General features: G+C 35.6%; 12 protein-coding genes and 1 pseudogene. All 13 read right to left on the reverse strand.

Going from position 1 to position 16,985, the window contains the following annotated elements; translation table 11 throughout:
- Window positions 1-261: 261 nt before the first annotated feature.
- The 13 genes and pseudogenes from CHI10_RS15565 to CHI10_RS15625 all read right to left on the reverse strand — a co-directional run bounded on the left by CHI10_RS15565 (window position 262) and on the right by CHI10_RS15625 (window position 16,600).
- Window positions 262-1,353 carry a Gfo/Idh/MocA family protein gene (locus tag CHI10_RS15565; RefSeq protein WP_095245144.1) on the reverse strand — a complete coding sequence of 364 codons (1,092 nt, stop codon included), beginning with the start codon at window positions 1,351-1,353 and terminating at the stop codon, window positions 262-264.
- Window positions 1,354-1,370: 17 nt separating this feature from the next.
- Window positions 1,371-2,354, reverse strand: coding sequence for an ABC transporter permease (locus CHI10_RS15570; RefSeq protein ID WP_095245145.1), 984 nt, complete (start codon window positions 2,352-2,354; stop codon window positions 1,371-1,373).
- A gap of 15 nt (window positions 2,355-2,369) precedes the next feature.
- Window positions 2,370-3,872 (reverse strand): sugar ABC transporter ATP-binding protein, encoded by a 1,503-nt coding sequence (locus CHI10_RS15575; RefSeq protein ID WP_095245146.1) that lies wholly within the window; start codon window positions 3,870-3,872, stop codon window positions 2,370-2,372.
- Between the two features lie 39 nt (window positions 3,873-3,911).
- Window positions 3,912-4,946, reverse strand: a complete 1,035-nt coding sequence (locus CHI10_RS15580) for a sugar ABC transporter substrate-binding protein (RefSeq protein ID WP_095245147.1) — start codon at window positions 4,944-4,946, stop codon at window positions 3,912-3,914.
- A 19-nt stretch (window positions 4,947-4,965) separates the two neighbouring features.
- Window positions 4,966-6,630 carry an IlvD/Edd family dehydratase gene (locus CHI10_RS15585; RefSeq protein WP_095245148.1) on the reverse strand — a complete coding sequence of 555 codons (1,665 nt, stop codon included), beginning with the start codon at window positions 6,628-6,630 and terminating at the stop codon, window positions 4,966-4,968.
- Complete coding sequence (locus CHI10_RS15590) at window positions 6,630-8,072, reverse strand: NAD-dependent succinate-semialdehyde dehydrogenase (protein ID WP_095245149.1); 1,443 nt, start codon at window positions 8,070-8,072, stop codon at window positions 6,630-6,632. Before CHI10_RS15590 ends, CHI10_RS15585 begins: the two co-directional genes overlap by 1 nt.
- Before the next feature lie 30 nt (window positions 8,073-8,102).
- Window positions 8,103-9,917 carry a thiamine pyrophosphate-binding protein gene (locus tag CHI10_RS15595; RefSeq protein ID WP_179289057.1) on the reverse strand — a complete coding sequence of 605 codons (1,815 nt, stop codon included), beginning with the start codon at window positions 9,915-9,917 and terminating at the stop codon, window positions 8,103-8,105.
- Between the two features lie 84 nt (window positions 9,918-10,001).
- Window positions 10,002-10,787, reverse strand: a complete 786-nt coding sequence (locus tag CHI10_RS15600; protein WP_095245151.1) for an IclR family transcriptional regulator — start codon at window positions 10,785-10,787, stop codon at window positions 10,002-10,004.
- Between the two features lie 302 nt (window positions 10,788-11,089).
- Window positions 11,090-12,094 (reverse strand): HNH endonuclease, encoded by a 1,005-nt coding sequence (locus CHI10_RS15605; protein WP_095245152.1) that lies wholly within the window; start codon window positions 12,092-12,094, stop codon window positions 11,090-11,092.
- A gap of 35 nt (window positions 12,095-12,129) precedes the next feature.
- Window positions 12,130-12,453, reverse strand: a pseudogene (locus CHI10_RS22740) (nucleoside triphosphate pyrophosphohydrolase).
- A gap of 20 nt (window positions 12,454-12,473) precedes the next feature.
- Window positions 12,474-13,322 carry a nuclease-related domain-containing protein gene (locus CHI10_RS15615; RefSeq protein ID WP_095245153.1) on the reverse strand — a complete coding sequence of 283 codons (849 nt, stop codon included), beginning with the start codon at window positions 13,320-13,322 and terminating at the stop codon, window positions 12,474-12,476.
- Window positions 13,323-13,831: 509 nt separating this feature from the next.
- Complete coding sequence (locus tag CHI10_RS15620) at window positions 13,832-15,460, reverse strand: DUF6119 family protein (protein ID WP_095245154.1); 1,629 nt, start codon at window positions 15,458-15,460, stop codon at window positions 13,832-13,834.
- 339 nt (window positions 15,461-15,799) lie between these two features.
- Window positions 15,800-16,600 carry an HNH endonuclease gene (locus tag CHI10_RS15625; protein ID WP_095245155.1) on the reverse strand — a complete coding sequence of 267 codons (801 nt, stop codon included), beginning with the start codon at window positions 16,598-16,600 and terminating at the stop codon, window positions 15,800-15,802.
- Between the last annotated feature and the right edge of the window lie 385 nt (window positions 16,601-16,985).

Here is a 16,985-nt window from a genome sequence, read left to right on the forward strand (position 1 = left end):
TTAATATAACTAGTAGTAAGTACAATCACCCCAGAAAGCAGTATAGACACACCTAGTGAAAAGAGGATTGGGAAGTAAGGGGTCTTAAGTAGAAATAGTAACCCCATAAAAACAATTGAGATTATTATTAATGTTAAGCCTGGTATATGTTTTTTATTTACTCTATTCTGTGAATATGGAATAAAAATAAAGCATAATGTAATCGGAATAAAGTACAATATGAACAATACAAAATGATTCATATATTTACTCCTCTACAAATTAATTTTTAATTGGAGTAAACAATTGATCGATATTAATTTCTTGTTTTCTCTTAGAGGATTCAATAGCCGCTAAAGCGAACTTTAATACTTCCCTTCCCTCTTCCCCATTGAGTAATGGCTCTGTGTCATTTTTTATAGCCTCGATAAAGTTCTTTGTAGAATCAATGAAGGAATCGGCCCAGTCGTCTCTTAAATCTTCGTAGTTTATAGTTTTTCCATCACGGTAAACAATAAGAGTAGGAATTTGTAACATTTTAGCAGTACATCTGGTTATCCAAAGCACGCCTTTTGATCCGGTAACTTCTACTCGTTCGTCACAAGCATAATAATCTGTATTAATGTGTAGATCTTTTGAATAGGTAACGTCCATTATTCCATATTTTTTACTATTTTTATATTTCCACATAATCATTGCAGGAGCGTCTTCATAGAATTCTCCTGGTATAACATCTGTTCGATCAATCCAGGCGGAAACCTTTTCTATATCTCCCATTAGATATCTGGCTAAAGAGAATTTATGGTAGCCATCATCAAAAACCAAAGGACCTCCACCGCATATTTCTTCGTTCATTCTCCATGACCAAGTATCTTTAGTAACTTCCCACCCTGTATCCTGTTTTCCTGCGTTCAGTTTAATTCTTATCGAAATTGGATCACCAATCTCCCCCGCATCAATTAATTCTTTTGCTTTTACATAAGGTGGGTAACTAACAAAGTTTTCATAAACTTTCAATTTGACCTTGTTTTTTCGTGCAGCTTCAACCATTTGATCGGCTTCTTCGATTGTTAAAGCCATTGGTTTCTGCACAGACACGTGCTTACCAGCTTCACATGCCTTTACAGTCATGGAGCAATGAAGATGGTGAGGAACTAATAACTCTACTGCATCAATATTTGGATCGTTTAGAACTTCATAGTAATCAGAATATATCTTTTCTGCCCCCCATTCTTTAGCTTTTTCCATGGCTTTCTCTTCATCCAAATCACATACAGCATATATTTTTGCATCTGGATGATCTAAATACCCCAGTGAGTTTAGAGTAGAAATCCGTCCGCAGCCTACAATACATACATTAATAGTTTTCAACATTGGCACCCCTATCCTGTTTATTTAGCTCTATTCTTATCCAACAACACTGCAGCAACAATTATGAGCCCTTTAATAATCTGTTGATAATAAGTTGGAACATTCATCAGGTCAAGGCCATTATTAATAACCCCGATAATTAGAGTACCTAGTAAAGCGCCTAATGGGTGTCCAATCCCCCCTGAAAAGCTTACACCGCCAATAACAACAGCTGCAATGGCATCTAGTTCATACCCGACAGCAGCATTTGGCTGACCTGCTCCAACCCTTGCAGCCAGAACTACTCCGGCCAGACCAGTCAATAATCCCCCTATAACATAAACCCAAACTTTTACTTTAGTAATATTAATACCCGACACCAATGCTGCTTGTTCATTTCCACCAATCGCATATAGGTGTCTCCCAAACCTCGTCTTTTTCAATAAAATGGTTGTCACGAAAATCATTAAGAAAAAAATATAGACCGGTAAAGGGAGACCAAGGAAAACCGTGCTTCCCAATGTGAAAAATGTCTCCGGCAATCCCGAAACCGGCATACCATTACTAATTATTAAAGCAATTCCCCTTGCAACCGTCATCATTCCAAGCGTAACAATAAATGGGGAAATTGCTCCTTTTGCTGTTACATATCCGTTAATCATTCCTGCAAGTCCGCCTACAGCAATAGCAATTAGTATACACAAGATAAGAGGTATGCTATTTTGGGCACATACTGCTACTACTACAGAAGTAAGGGCTAGAATTGATCCTACTGATAGGTCAATTCCGCCGCTAATAATGATCATCGTCATACCCATGGAAACAATCCCAATAATAGAGACTTGTTTTAGGATATTAATTAAATTAGCAGAGGTTAAAAATACTGGTGAAGCAAATGATAAAAAGATACAGATCGCAATAAAACCAATTAAAATACCGTATTTACCTGCATAACCTTTAATCTTCAATCGACTTTGCGACCATATATTTTTGGTTTGACTTTCCAAATGTGTATTAGCCTTCAACTTAGTCCCTCCTTCTTATGAAACGTTCCTACCCATGGCCAATTGAAGTATTTTTTCTTGAGTAGCATCTTTTTTCAAGAGTTCTCCGGTAATTTGACCCTGGTGGAGGACGAGGATTCTATCACTAAGCCCCAATATTTCCGGCATTTCTGATGAAATCATTATAATGCCTTTTCCTTGCTGAGCAAGTTCGTTTATAATCTTGTATATTTCAGATTTTGCTTTAATATCAATCCCTCTTGTAGGCTCATCAAGAATAATAATTTCCGGGTCTGATAGAAGACACTTTGCTAGAACCACTTTTTGCTGATTTCCTCCACTTAAAGAAGAAGCTGATTGCTCCATGTTACTTACCTTTATCCTGAGTTTTTCGATAATTCTCTCTACTACGCTTCTTTCCTTTTTGGCTTTAATCAAGCCTTTTTGTGTATAATTTCCAATGGTTGTAAGGCTGATATTTTGACGTATTGAATGATTTAGGACCAGGCCTGAATTTTTTCTGTCTTCCGGCACTAAAATTATTTTGTTTTTAACTGCATCTTGCGGATGTTTGAATATGACTTTTTTACCTTTGTAGATCAATTCTCCTTTGTCTAATTTACGTAAGCCGAAAATAGCTTCCATAATTTCAGTCCTGCCTGCGCCCATAAGTCCAGCAAATCCTAAGATTTCCCCTTTCTTAAGCTGAAAGCTAATATTTTGAAAGAGACCTTTTGATTCGAGGTTATTGGCTTTCAATATAACCTCTCCAGTGTTATGAGTTACTTGAGGAAACACATCTTCAATTTTTCTTCCTACCATCATAGAAACCAGTTGATTCATATTAATTTCACGAATACTCTCTGTGCCAATGAAAGACCCATCCCTGAGAACAGTTACATCATCACATATCGAAAAAACCTCTTCCATTTTGTGTGAAATATATATAACTGTTACACCATTAGTTTTGAGCTTTTGGATGATTTGAAATAATTTATCCACTTCTTTATTGCTAATAGCTGAAGTTGGTTCGTCCATCACAACAATTTGAGCTTGATAAGATATTGCTTTTGCAATTTCAATAAGCTGTATTTTAGCTACACTTAAGTTTGCTACCAGCTCAGTCGGTGCGACCTGTAAATCCAGTTCTTTAAGTAAATGACTGGTTTCTTCGTTCATCCTTTTATAGTCAATAAAGCCTGTTCTTTTATTAATTGGCTCCCTGCCCAGAAAAATATTTTCAGCAATACTTAGATGCGGAACAGGATTCAATTCTTGGTGGATCATAGATATTCCAGCAGCTAAAGCATCCGATGGTTTGTCCCATGTTACTTCCTTATTATCAATACAAATCGTCCCTTGATCGGGCTTATTGATACCTAACAATATTTTCATAAGAGTTGACTTACCCGCTCCGTTTTCACCCATCAAAGCATGGACAGAACCCTTTTTTACATTAAATGAAACATTATCTAGGGCAATTACCCCTCCAAATGCTTTATGGATATTTTGCATTTGGAGGATATTTTGACCTGTCATTGAAACCACCGCCTTTATGTGGATGACATCTCCCGTTAATTAATTGTACTTTTCTGATAATTCATCGCGTTCTTCGGCCATTTTTTTATATTTATCGATGTTTTCCTTCGTGATTAACTCATAAGGAATTAAATAGTCATCAATCGTTTCACCCTTTGCTGCTTTAACAGCTAGATCTAAAGAATATTTACCTTGGCCAATTCCATCTTGCCAAATTGTCCCACTAATTTGTCCATTTTCTATACCTTTAAGCATATTTGGGATTGCGTCCATACCAAGAACAAGAATGTCATTAGATTTCCCCACTGCATCAATTGCAGACTTGGCCCCTAGTGCCATTGTGTCGCTGTTCGCTGCTATGGCATCTATATTTTTCCCTGTGACCAGCCAGTTTTCAACTATAGATAATGCTTTATCTGTTTGCCATTCTGCTGTGTTTTCAAAAATAATTTGCATATTAGGATTTTCTTCTAAGATTGATTTATAGCCTTCATATCTTCCGATTTGAGCAGAATGCCCCATCGCCCCATGTAAGATGGCAACGTTGCCTTTCCCGCCTAATTCCTTAGCGATGAAATCCATTTGTATTTTTCCAGCTTCAAAATCATCAGATCCTACAAATGCGCTTGCTTTGCTTTGATTGTCTGTTTGAGTATTAACAGTAATGATCGGTATGCCTGCTTTTACTGCTGCATCCACAGCTGGTGCAGATGCAATTCTATCTACCGGGTTTAAAATAATAGCATCTGCCCCCTGGCTAATAAAATTTTCAATTTGACCAATCTGCTTATCAGCTCTGTCCTCAGCATCTACAACAACAACATTCACACTTTTCCCATGCTTTTTTGCTTCTTCCATTATTCCGGCTCGAATATAGTTCGTAAACATCCCTTTAAATCCTTGGATACTTACCCCGATTGAAATGGTATCTTCTGAATCAGAGAGGTTTTCGCTTTTGTTACTTGCCGTTGCTTCTTCGCTTTGCTGGTTGGCACAACCTGATATAAATAGCAATACTAATAGACTAATGACGAACAAACTAGACAAATTCCACTTCTTTATCAAGAAACCCATTTTAATTTCCCCCTAGCTTTTATAAAAAATTAAAGTCGCATCCCTCATCAGCCTGTAGAACATGTTGTTGATATAATTTCGTATACCCTCTTTCAACCAATTCCGGTGGCGCCCATTCTTTTCTTCTGCTCTCTAATACTTCCGTTTCTACATGAAGAGTTAGTTGTTTCTCTTCAATATTTAATTCAATTTCATCCCCTTCCCTAACCAGTGCTAATGGCCCGCCCACTGCAGCTTCTGGGGCTACATGTAAAATAACGGTTCCAAATGCTGTGCCGCTCATACGACAGTCTGAAATTCTCACCATATCCCTTACACCTATTTCAAGCAACTTTCGAGGAATTGGAATCATTCCAGCCTCTGGCATTCCCGGTGCTCCTTTTGGACCTGCATTTTGCAAAACAAGGACACTATCCTCTGTAACTTCCAAGTTCGGATCATTAATTCGTTGTTCCATATCGGCAATTGATTGGAATACAACTGCTTTTCCCCTGTGCTTTAACAACTTCTTTGTCGCAGCTTTAGGTTTAACAATACAGCCGTTTGGAGATAAATTTCCTTTTAATACAACGATTCCACCATCCTTATATAAAGGGTTGTGGACTGGCTTTATTATATGGCGGTAGACTTCATCCACCTTATGATCTTTTATATTTTCAGCAATTGTTTTACCGGTAACGGTCATTTCATCTTTACTCATCAATGACAAGAGTTCTTTTATTATTGAATTGACACCACCAGCATAATAAAAGTCTTCCATTTGATACTCGCCGGCAGGACGGATATTTCCTATAAAAGGGGTAGTATTACTAAGACGATCAAAATCTTCAAGCTTTAGTGTAATACCTCGCCTTCTTGCAATTGCTATCAAATGAATAACAGCATTTGTTGAACCCCCAATTGCCATTAAAACTCTGATTGCATTTTCAAAAGATTGCTTAGTTAATAGTTTGGATGGCCTTTGATCTTCATTTACAAGTCTTACAATTGCTCTACCTGTTTCCTGGGCATGAGATAGTCTTTCGTTATGAGTTGCCGGTATTGCCGCACCTCCCGGAAGCATCATTCCCATCGCTTCCGTACAGGCAGCCATAGTACTTGCAGTCCCCATAACCATGCAATGTCCGGCAGTTGGTGCCAATCTTGAATTGATTTCATTCAGTTCTTCTTCACTGACCGTTCCAGCCTTATATTCTTGCCAGAAATGTCTGCAGTCAGAACAGGCACCAAGTATTTTGCCCTTATATTCTCCATTATTCATAGGACCACCAGTAAACATAATCGCTGGTTTATCTGCACTAACAGCTCCCATAAGCAAAGCTGGTGTAACTTTATCACAACCTCCAATTAACACAACACCATCAATTGGTTGGGCCCTTATCATTTCTTCTGCATCCATTGCAAGCAAATTTCTGTATAACATTGTTGTTGGGCTAGTAAACATTTCGCCTAATGATATGACTGGAAACTCCAGTGGAGTTCCTCCCGCCATAATTACTCCCCTTTTAATTGCTTCTATCATTGGTTTAAGGTGGCTATGACAACGATTCACTTCACTTGAGGTATTACATATACCAATTACCGGCTTTTGAAAATCATCAGGATGATGTCCCAGTTGTCTTTGAAATGCAGTTACTAAAAACTCGCTGAACCCCTTGTCTCCATAAGATGTTCTGTTTTTCATTATTGCTCACACTCATTCTTAAATTTCATAGATATATATTTAGTTTCCAGGAAATCCAGCAAACCTTCCTTTCCTCCTTCACGTCCAACACCAGATTCCTTCATCCCTCCAAATGGAGCCTGCGCAACCGCTGGAATAGCATCGTTAAGCCCGATTATGCCATACTCCAGTTTTTCAGAAACACGTATTGAGCGACTGTAATCGTTGGTATAAAAGTATGCAGCGAGTCCATATGGAACATTATTTGCACGCTCTATAACTTCGTTCTCTGTCTTAAACGTAAGGATGGGTGCAACAGGACCAAACGTTTCTTCCTGACAAATATACATATCTTCAGCTACGTCTAATAAAATGGTAGGTTCAAAAAAATTACCTTCTCCATTAATTTGTTTGCCGCCTGTAATAAGTTTCGCACCCTTGTTCAGAGCGTCCTCAATGTGATTTTTGGATTTTTGGATGGCGTCCTTATCGATAAGTGGTCCAATATCCACTTCACTTTTGAAGCCTTCACCAACAGAAAATGCATTAACTTTTTCAGCAAACAAACTGATGAACTCATCCATTATTGACTCCTGAACATATATGCGATTTGCACAAACACATGTCTGACCAGCATTTCTGAATTTACTTGCTATTACGCCATTTACAGCATCTTCTATATCAGCATCATCAAATACTATAAAAGGTGCATGACCTCCAAGTTCCATTGATACACGTTTCATCTGATTTGAAGCTTCTTTTGTTAAATACTTGCCAACGTCTGTTGAACCAGTAAATGTAATCTTTTTTACAGCAGGATTGTGTAGCAGTTCTTCTCCAACGTCTCTAGGTTGTGAAGTCGTGATGAGGTTTATTACACCGGGAGGTAAATTGCATTCTTCTAACACTTTAAACAACGTTACAGCATTTAAAGGTGTTTGTTCTGCAGGTTTTACAACTACAGTACACCCTGCTGCTAAAGCTGGTGCTATCTTTCTAGTAATCATAGCTAGCGGGAAATTCCAAGGGGTGATCGCAGCAACAACTCCTACAGGCTGTCTAGATATTACGATTCTCTTATCGGCAGCATTTGAAGGAAGGGTCTCTCCATAGATTCTTCTGGCTTCCTCTGCATACCATCTGAAAAAACTTGCTGCATATCCTACCTCATTTATTGCTTCTTTCAGTGGTTTCCCCTGTTCTCTCGTAATCATTTCGGCTAATAGATCCTGATTCTTAATCATCGAGTCATAACAAGCCATTAAGTAATCAGAGCGTTGAATAGCCGGCACAACTGACCACTTTTTAAAGGCTTCTTCTGCAGCGTGGATAGCATTAGCGGTATCTTCTCGATTGCCATCTGCTACACTATCTAAAAGAGACCCATTAGCAGGATTATAACTATTAAATTCCCTCCCAGTTTCCGATGCACTCCATCTTCCATTAATGTAAAGCTTACTCAAACTGTTCTCCTCCTTATTTGGTTAATGATTTTAAAGTACACTTTCTTCTGCTTTTTCTTTTTCGTAAACCTTTCGTTTATCTGAAAGATAAGTTGGTACTGGCACATCCCACCATCCTGTTGAGATTCCACCTGAATATGGATATTCACGATTTACTGTAATTTCGATAAGCGATGGTCCATTTTGTTTGAAAGCATTTTTTAAAGCAGACTTAATCTCATTAGGATTGGAGATGTGTTGAGAATGAACACCAAATCCTGCTGCTACCTGAGCGAAATTAGGGGTATAAAGTTCCCCCTCATTATCCATCCTGAATTCTGTTGCCATAATTCGCTCCTTACCAAACGCAGAAATTTGCAGGTCTGTAATAGCTTGCCAGCCTGAGTTATTGAGAACAATAACTACAATTGGAATATTGTATTGTACAGCTGTGGCAAGTTCTTGCAGGGTCATCGAAAAATCCCCATCCCCCACTACTGCACAAACCTGTTTGTCTGGAGCAGCTAACTTTGCCCCTAAAGCTGCAGGGAATGCATATCCCATGGTAGAAAATCCTCCTGTTGTGACATTAGTTCCCGGGGCAAGGAAAGGGAACTCTTGTAAAATTTGTGCCTGGCTATTACCTGAGGATGTCACAACTATCGCATCTCTATCTAAGTATTCTCTTAATTCCTTATAAAAACGAGAAATAGTTGCAGGTGAGCGATTATCATTCTGAATCTTATGCATATATGCAAACCATTCGTTTTTCTTACGTTGTATTTCATGATAATAATCAGAATCCTGCCAGTCCTTCATTAATTGATTCTCATGAATGTATCGAATCATATTGGCTAGAACATCTTTTGCATTGCCAACAATTCCAATTTCCACAGGATAATTTTTACCTATTTCGTGTGGATCAATATCTACATGAATTAATTTCGTATCAGGAAAATTAAATGAAACCCCTTTTCGGTAGGAGGATGTTGTCTCATCTGCAAACCTGCAGCCTACTGCAAGAATAACATCAGCCTCTTTAGCAATACTGTTTCCACAGTGGGTACCTTTGGATCCGGCAATCCAACCATATAAAGAATGATCTTCTTCTATAGCACTTTTGCCACTGAAAGTGCATAAAACTGCAGAACCTGTTGCTTCTGCTAAATTTTTCAACTCTTCATAAGCACTTGATGCATGGATCCCTCCCCCTGCTAAAATCACAGGACGCTTAGCATTTAGCAATATATTTACAGCTTTCTCAATCCCGGGTATAGCCATAATTTCTGTATAGTCATCTGAAACTCTTCTTTTCCTGGAATCATCTAATGTGACGTCTATCGAATCTGCTTGAACATCCATTGGTAAATTTAGTAGAACAGGGCCTCTTCTGCCTGTCATCATCTCATTAAATGCACTATTCATAATTCTGGGTAATTGTTCGACTCTTGTAGCCTGCCAGCTCTTTTTGGTAATAGGTTCAAATACTCGAACGGAATTTGCCCAATTGTATTTTTGGATTTCCTGGAGTACCCCTCTGCCAAACATATGTGTATGGGTTTCCCCTACTACAGTAAAGACAGGGACAGAATCTACGAAACTAGTTGCAAGACCAACTGCTGTATTAATCGCCCCTGGACCTATCGACGCATATGTTGCAAGCGGTTTCTTTTTTACCCTGTAATAACCATCTGCCATATGGATGGAACTCTGTTCATGTCTTGGCATAATACTTTTAATTTTATCTTTCCGTTTAACAAAGGAATCAACAAAACTTAATATTCCGTGACCAGGTATACCAATAATGTAAGGAACCTCTTCTTGGATCAAGTGTTCTAAAATAATTTCACTGCCAGTTAATCGCACAAATACCACCTCTTTTTATATTATAAAAACTCTTTCTTTATATATTTCAAAAAAATATAAGAGATAAAACTCTTATATTTTTTGTTATACAGATTCTTGTTGATATCCTAATTGTTGAGATATTTTCTGCGCAGTCTTTATTACATTGTTTGTGATACGCTCTTGCTCATGAGGACTAAATCTAAGGGAGGGAACGGAAACGCTTATGGAAGAAATTACATCTGAGTTGTAGTTATAAATAGGGGCACCTATACAAAAAACCCCTTGCTGATACTCCATAAAGTCACGAGTATAGCCTCTGGCTTTACTATTAGCCAGTTCTTCTTTAATCTTTTCTATGTCTGTAATGGTATGTTCAGTAAAAGGCAATATATCTATCCTGTTAAGAAAACAATCTAGCTCACTTTCTGGTAAACTTAATAATAATGCCCTTCCTGTGGCTGTACAATATAGTGGTCCTTTATTACCAACGTACTCACTATCCACACGAATTGCATGTTTCGCTTCTAATCGGTGAACAGGAACTACATGACTGCCTACTCTAATACTTAAATGGATTGTCTCTGCGATTTCCTTATGCAATTCATCGAGATACGGGGCAGCAACCTTCTGAATATCTAAATTGTTTGTATAGGTATTTTTCAAACTCATGATTTTAACACCTATAAAATATTTTTTTGTTTCAATATCTTGATAAACATAATCTCTCATTTTCAAGGTATTTAACAGGTTATATGTAGTACTTATTTGCAGGTTTAATCTTTTTGCTATTTCGCTAACAGTAATACCATTCTTCTCCTGTGCTATTTCTTCTAATATATCAAGCACTCGGTCAACAGACTGTATCCTGAGCTTTTTTTCAACTGCCATCAAAAGACTCCTTTTCTTTTTATATTATTGAAACTGTTTCTATGATGTTTGTTTATGTAATTATAATAAACTTGCCCTTATTTATTTGTCAATCTTATTTATTAAAATTTTCAAATATTCTGTTATATATGAATTTATAGCTTGTGGTGAGAATGTCTGGTTAGCGTATTATAAGTTACTATATTCTTTCTTTTCCCCTTTATAAAAAAATAGACAAATTGAGACAGTGTCTCGATTTGTCTACTTTTGGTTCTATTTGTGAAAAGAGTGCATAAGAGATGATACTAATCATATTTATACACTTAACCATCTGCATGATTCTTCTTCGGTACCCATATATCCGTATATCCGTTATCAATCGTATGTTCATATAAATCCATCAGTTTTTTGTTTGTGTATACTTTCATGTCTTCTCTTCCATTAAGCTCCGGCATAATAAGGAAGGTTCCATTCCGATCAATCAGAGTTTCTAAAAATATATTGGTTGCCAGCTTATCATTTTTTGCGAGATTGCAGGCTGTACAGGCAATCACTAAATTCCATAGCTGATCCGCTTGAACAAAGCTCCAGGGGATAAAATGATCTACATGGGCTTGTTCCTTCTTCTTGATAGTTTTACCGCAATAAAAGCATTTCCCACCATAGAAAGAAGCAAGCACTTGATAAAAAGGATCTAATGATGAACGTTTGGAGACATTTTCAACCTTAAGTAAAAGCCGAGAAGTATCTCCTTGTTCATTGAACTTTTCTAGAAAAATAGCCAATTGATAGTTGGACATATACTTCAACACGCGCTGATAGCGCTGCATAAAAGAAAAGAAAGCAGGATTAAAGCGGAGGACTTCTTGTTCATTATCAAAATCAAAAATAGTTCCGGAGGTATCTCCATATATCGCTCCCATTACATTGACCTTGCATTTCTTTTTTACCTTATTCACGATAAAGATTTGCAATTCGTTTGATAGCTTATCGAAAACAAAGGTGTTCGGGATTTTATGCTTTGATTGCACGTTAAGCAAAATGCTCTGAACCTCTGCTTTCTTGCCCACCATATTAATTTGGTTAAGATCATGATGAATGACGAGATTCCAATAAATTTTTGAAAAACTGTTAAATAAAGAATCATAATGCAGCTCCAATTTTTCATTCGCATTGTAGAGATTCTCGATTAAAGACTTAATCAAAACGAATTTATATGTTGTTGAGTTTCTCGATTTTGATGAAAAGATATAATTAAAGTGCCCCCATATTTCTTTGTCGGTTAAATATGAAGCTTCCATTTCACCAACTTGCAGTTTATGACTCATACTTTCTCTTTCCCCAATCCATTAAAATTTTATGATTAATCTTCAACCTCAATTAGGAATACTTTATCTTGAAATCCACCTCTTTTTTCCGCTTTACTTTTACGGATTTCATCCACATCCCGGATTGTAGAACCATGAACTTTGGCCAATGCATGAAGGATTTCCAGTATATCTGCCAGTTCCTCGATTGCTTCTTCATCAGTTTGTGCTTTAACGTATTCCTCTAGCTCTTCGAAGCTCTTTTACTTTAATTCCTCTATGTATTTTTCATTATCTAATATTCTTGTTGAACACTTTTTTCCGTTTCGAGCAATAACCTCTGGGATACGGTCTCGTACAAGTTTATTGTAGATAGGCATTTTCGACTCCCTTTAAGTAATTATTTGTATAAATCTTTTTGATGCCCAAAACAATAGATCTTCCCATTAAACCTTTTATTCGACAAACAAAATGCTTTCACTTTGTCCGAAACAGTTTTGTTACATACGCAACATTTTTCCGACTGATTCTCCTTCGTAACTGTCTCTTTTTTATTTGACTTACTTTCTTTTAGCGTTTGCACATGCTTCTCTCTAATAGATGGATCTATTATATTTGCTGCATAAATTGCGTCATAAATCATTAAAACCTCACTATCATTAAGCAAAGGCTCTTTATGCTGCAGTTTTAGAACCGATACTTTCCTATGTATGTAATCGAATAATTCCACGTCATATACAATTAAGTCATTAGAAGCAATTTTTCTAAGTTCGAGGTCATCAATTTTAAACGTGCAGCGTTTCGTAAAGGAAACCATTGAAATAAATAGATGATGGTATTTTTGATCAAGGAAGTTTTTTAATGCTTGTATATGTCCATAATTTTGAATAAATGGATTCATCATTTTAAACTTGCCATTTACGGACCATGTTTTTCTATCTTTTCCTCCATAAATGGTTCCTTGATAATTTTTAGTTTCTATTACAAAGACACCAAACGGAGTAATCACTATATGATCAAGCTGTGAATAACCTGTCTTTGCTTTTGGGTTTTCAACTAGCAAATCGCTCAGATGCTTAAAATCTTTCGGAAGCTGATGTAATTGAATATCGATTTTGTATTCTCCTAACTCACCTATACGGGTAGCAACCTTTTCAGTCTTTTTCTCTTCTATTTGATCTAATGTTATTTTTGGATTTTGCTGTTCTTCATCTTTTCTCTTTTTAAAAAAGCTAATTAATGGTATCACTATGCTCTCCTTACTAATTGATAGCTTATTTAGTATAGTATTAATATACCAGTTAGATGGAAGAATTGTACTATTTGGAGAAAATAATTAACTACAATTTTGAAACTAAAGTCAAATAGTTATTTACGTATAGGAGGACATCCATTGAAAAAAATAATAAAGGCTACGTAGCAATAATTGAAAATAGAATAGGAATATTTTATGACTAAAAACAGTAGTGTTTTACCTAATATTGTTTATTTTCATTAAAAAGCATATATAAAAAAGGCCTTGAAATGACTAGCATCTCAAGGTCCCTGTATTAGTGATTTCGACTGGGTTCGAACCAGCGACCTCTACCCTGTCAAGGTAATCCTTTAATTAACCTTTGATGTACTATGTTAACTCCAAGGTTAAGATTACTATGAGTTACAACAACATTTTTATAGGTACTTTTACCTATAGTATCCCCTAATTAACCTTAAGAATGTGACCGAAAAGGTGACCAATTTAACGTATTGATCAAATAGTTAATTTACAACTGCAACCACTTCATGACTTACTGGTATCTTATATATTTCGACCTTTATTCCTAATCTCCTTATTAAATTTACATGATGTAACAAGTTTACTTTACTAAAGAAAGGTAGTACATTCCTAATATCATCGGTTTTAGATGTAGATATGGCATATACTAAAGTACATTCATTGAAAGGAAAATTCTGTTGGTTAAAATTTACTCTAGGGAATTTTTCTAAAGCCTTATTTACTAGAGATTGTCTATATTCACTAGATTCTCTCAATAGTTGCATTGAAACTGACCCCTGTGCAAAAAGATGACTTAATGTAGCTGAACGAGTTTCTTTTTTTACACAAACAAAATGCTTATCCTTGGAGAGTAAATCGCAAACCTCAATCTTACTTCTTGAGTTTCGAATTTGGAAATTCTGTTTATCCATATTTAAAAAGTAATCTGAATTCTGTCTATCATTATAACTTCCCTCTGATTCATCAATTAGTATAGGTGTAAGAAAGGTTGGATCCTCAACAAGTGGCACCCTCATTATTTCTTCCTGTATTCTAGAAAAGTAATCATTATCAATCTTATACCAATTGTTTAATGAAAAAATGTAAGTATTCTCGTTTAATTCAGTTTGGAAAATAATAAAATGATTTAAAGTGACTGGTGAAGTTACTGGATGTTCTGCTTCATCAAACCCAATAATTTTAATTTTTTTAATATGGTCTGCTGAGTCAAACACTACACCCTCTTTATCTAATAATGAATAGAGATCCATTAAGTTAACTTCTTCAGTTTCCACAGTTTTCGTACCCTTTTTTATTTTATAACTAGAACACTTTTCATATTCAATCATATCAGGATATGCTAAAGAGATATTATGAGTTTCACGCCTGTTAAGGGCTTGAAATAGATTATTATTTAAATCCGAAGTTACATCCCCGTCCTTGACTATTTTAACGTTATCTATAAAGCCAAAGTTTTCTTTGTAATCATCACTGAGAAACAAATCCAATAATTGGTTGCATTTTTCTCCTAGTGTGGCAAAGGTTACATCACTGTTTAAACTAAGTGAAGAAGTAGATCCCTTTATAGATGTTCCAATTCCCTCATCCCTTGATTTTCCTGATACTAAGTTAATAAGATCTTGTTCAAAATTGAGATCAAATTCGCCTAGTTCACTACCCTTATTTATTAGGACTCTTTTTTGCTTTGTTTTAAGATCAATATTTCTTACGTCAAATGCCTTTAATTCTGTAGAATCAATAGAATTAAGTGCAACTTTTAATCCGAAATTGTTCTCCAAATTGTTCCTATCAATGGCTGTAAATCCAAAGCCTCCCGTTATAGCAAAAAAATAATCAGTCTGATTCTTATTAACCTTTACTAGAATAACAAATGAATTGACAGTATTCTTTATGTCGTCCCTGTTAGGAATCTCTAGATCATTTTCTAAAAATGTTATCCATTTTGGTTCCTTTGTTCTGTTTCTTTGAATAAATACTTTAAATTCAAAACCTAATTCTGTATTCCTAGGCTGTAACTCAAAGTAGTTATTCTGTTCGTTAACTTTTTCAGGTAATATTAGCTGATTGAAATTAATAACATTTTCATTAAAGAGATAGTATGATAATTTCAATAAATAGCACCTCCCTAAGATTCGAGTGAAATCAGTATATTCTCTGAAAATATAATACCATAATTTTCAACTCTCACGGCAAAGGTTTTACTTTTTTTTACATAAAGAGGTCTATACTGCAAACACCACTCAAATCTTAAACTCCATGTGTACATTAGCTTTATAAGCTCAATAAATTACTGTCTTTCAGTTTCCTTTAACAATCCATTCAAAAATTTAATATTAATATTGGAGTTTAAAAAGACTTTAAGCTCAAGGTTCTAATTAATAAACTGACCTAAAATTTCTTCTCCATGAAATTCCAAGTAATCTTGAAGATATGATCTAATTTTGTTTCCCTTATCCTTTCTTATTAACTTCTATTATTTGTTGTAGATCTTCCACTTCCATTACTCTATCTCTTCTGCGGTGTATCATACTATGACAGTTTGAACATAAAGGAACTAAATCTTTTGAAGGATCTATAATTGTTCCCTCTTTGATATCCGAGAGCGGAATAACGTGATGAACTTCAATAAAATGCTTGGCTAAATCTTTTCCATAGAATTTATCAAAATTGAAATTGCAAGCTTTACAGGTTGTTCCATGTATTTCAATCGCTTTAGCCCGATTCTTAAGACTCCGTTCATAACTGACATGAATTTTAACCTTTTTGTCCCCTTCTTTGTCTGCTATAAATTCTCTTTCTATTAGGCTCGTTTTATTCTGCTCTGTAGAGAGAGCACTAGCGCTTACAGACAGACTTACAGAAGTGGATAGAATAAAGATACTCGGTTTATCAGAATTTAATTTAAAATCTACTAAAAATACTCTTCCATAATAAGTAAAATAAGTGTGATGGATATCGCGATAAAAAAGAAAAATTGACTCGTTATTTATCTCTGCATTAATTAACCTTTGATCGTTGAAATGACTAATTTCCCCCTCCATATGAAGTAGACCTTCCTCTATGAAGTAATCGTTATACTGAGTATCTGATTTTTGCTTAATCTTAGTTACAAAAAGGATAATTTTATGATCATTTGCTGGAGTGATAATCCCGCGACTGATTGCTTGTCTCCCTTTATACCCCCATACTAATGATAAAGCATCACGATCATATTTCTTTCCTATTTCTAAACTTTCCATACTAATTGGCATAAATTCAATCCTCTCGATTAATATTTCCCGAAATATTATTCATAACTACTGAAAACCTTCCTATTATAGTCTTTAAACGTGTTTTGTAAGGACATTATAATTCAAAAAAATACAAATAATCCTTTTATATTGACATACACAAAACAATGTACGATCAATAAATGTTAATTAAAATTTCGAATGTCTCCATTCTTTTACAACTAAAAAGCAGCCTGCCTCATAGATGATTGAAAGAAACTGTGCAACTTATTTTAAAAGAAGAACAACAATATGTCTTGACAATGAAGGCATCCAATAACTCGCCTAATAGTTACTCTGATTTTTGCCTATATTCCAATGTCGAATTCAAAAAAAAAGCCCCCTATTCAGGGGACTGATGGGATGA

It is taken from the genome of Bacillus sp. 7894-2 (assembly GCF_002272225.1).
Classification (GTDB): Bacteria; Bacillota; Bacilli; order Bacillales; family Cytobacillaceae; genus Cytobacillus.

Coding starts and splice junctions, on each gene's coding strand:
- CHI10_RS15565 (WP_095245144.1), bottom strand. CDS start 1,353: ATGTTGAAAACTATTAATGTATGTATTGTAGGCTGCGGACGGATTTCT.
- CHI10_RS15575 (WP_095245146.1), bottom strand. CDS start 3,872: ATGACAGGTCAAAATATCCTCCAAATGCAAAATATCCATAAAGCATTT.
- CHI10_RS15580 (WP_095245147.1), bottom strand. CDS start 4,946: ATGGGTTTCTTGATAAAGAAGTGGAATTTGTCTAGTTTGTTCGTCATT.
- CHI10_RS15585 (WP_095245148.1), bottom strand. CDS start 6,630: ATGAAAAACAGAACATCTTATGGAGACAAGGGGTTCAGCGAGTTTTTA.
- CHI10_RS15600 (WP_095245151.1), bottom strand. CDS start 10,787: ATGGCAGTTGAAAAAAAGCTCAGGATACAGTCTGTTGACCGAGTGCTT.
- CHI10_RS15605 (WP_095245152.1), bottom strand. CDS start 12,094: ATGAGTCATAAACTGCAAGTTGGTGAAATGGAAGCTTCATATTTAACC.
- CHI10_RS15625 (WP_095245155.1), bottom strand. CDS start 16,600: ATGCCAATTAGTATGGAAAGTTTAGAAATAGGAAAGAAATATGATCGT.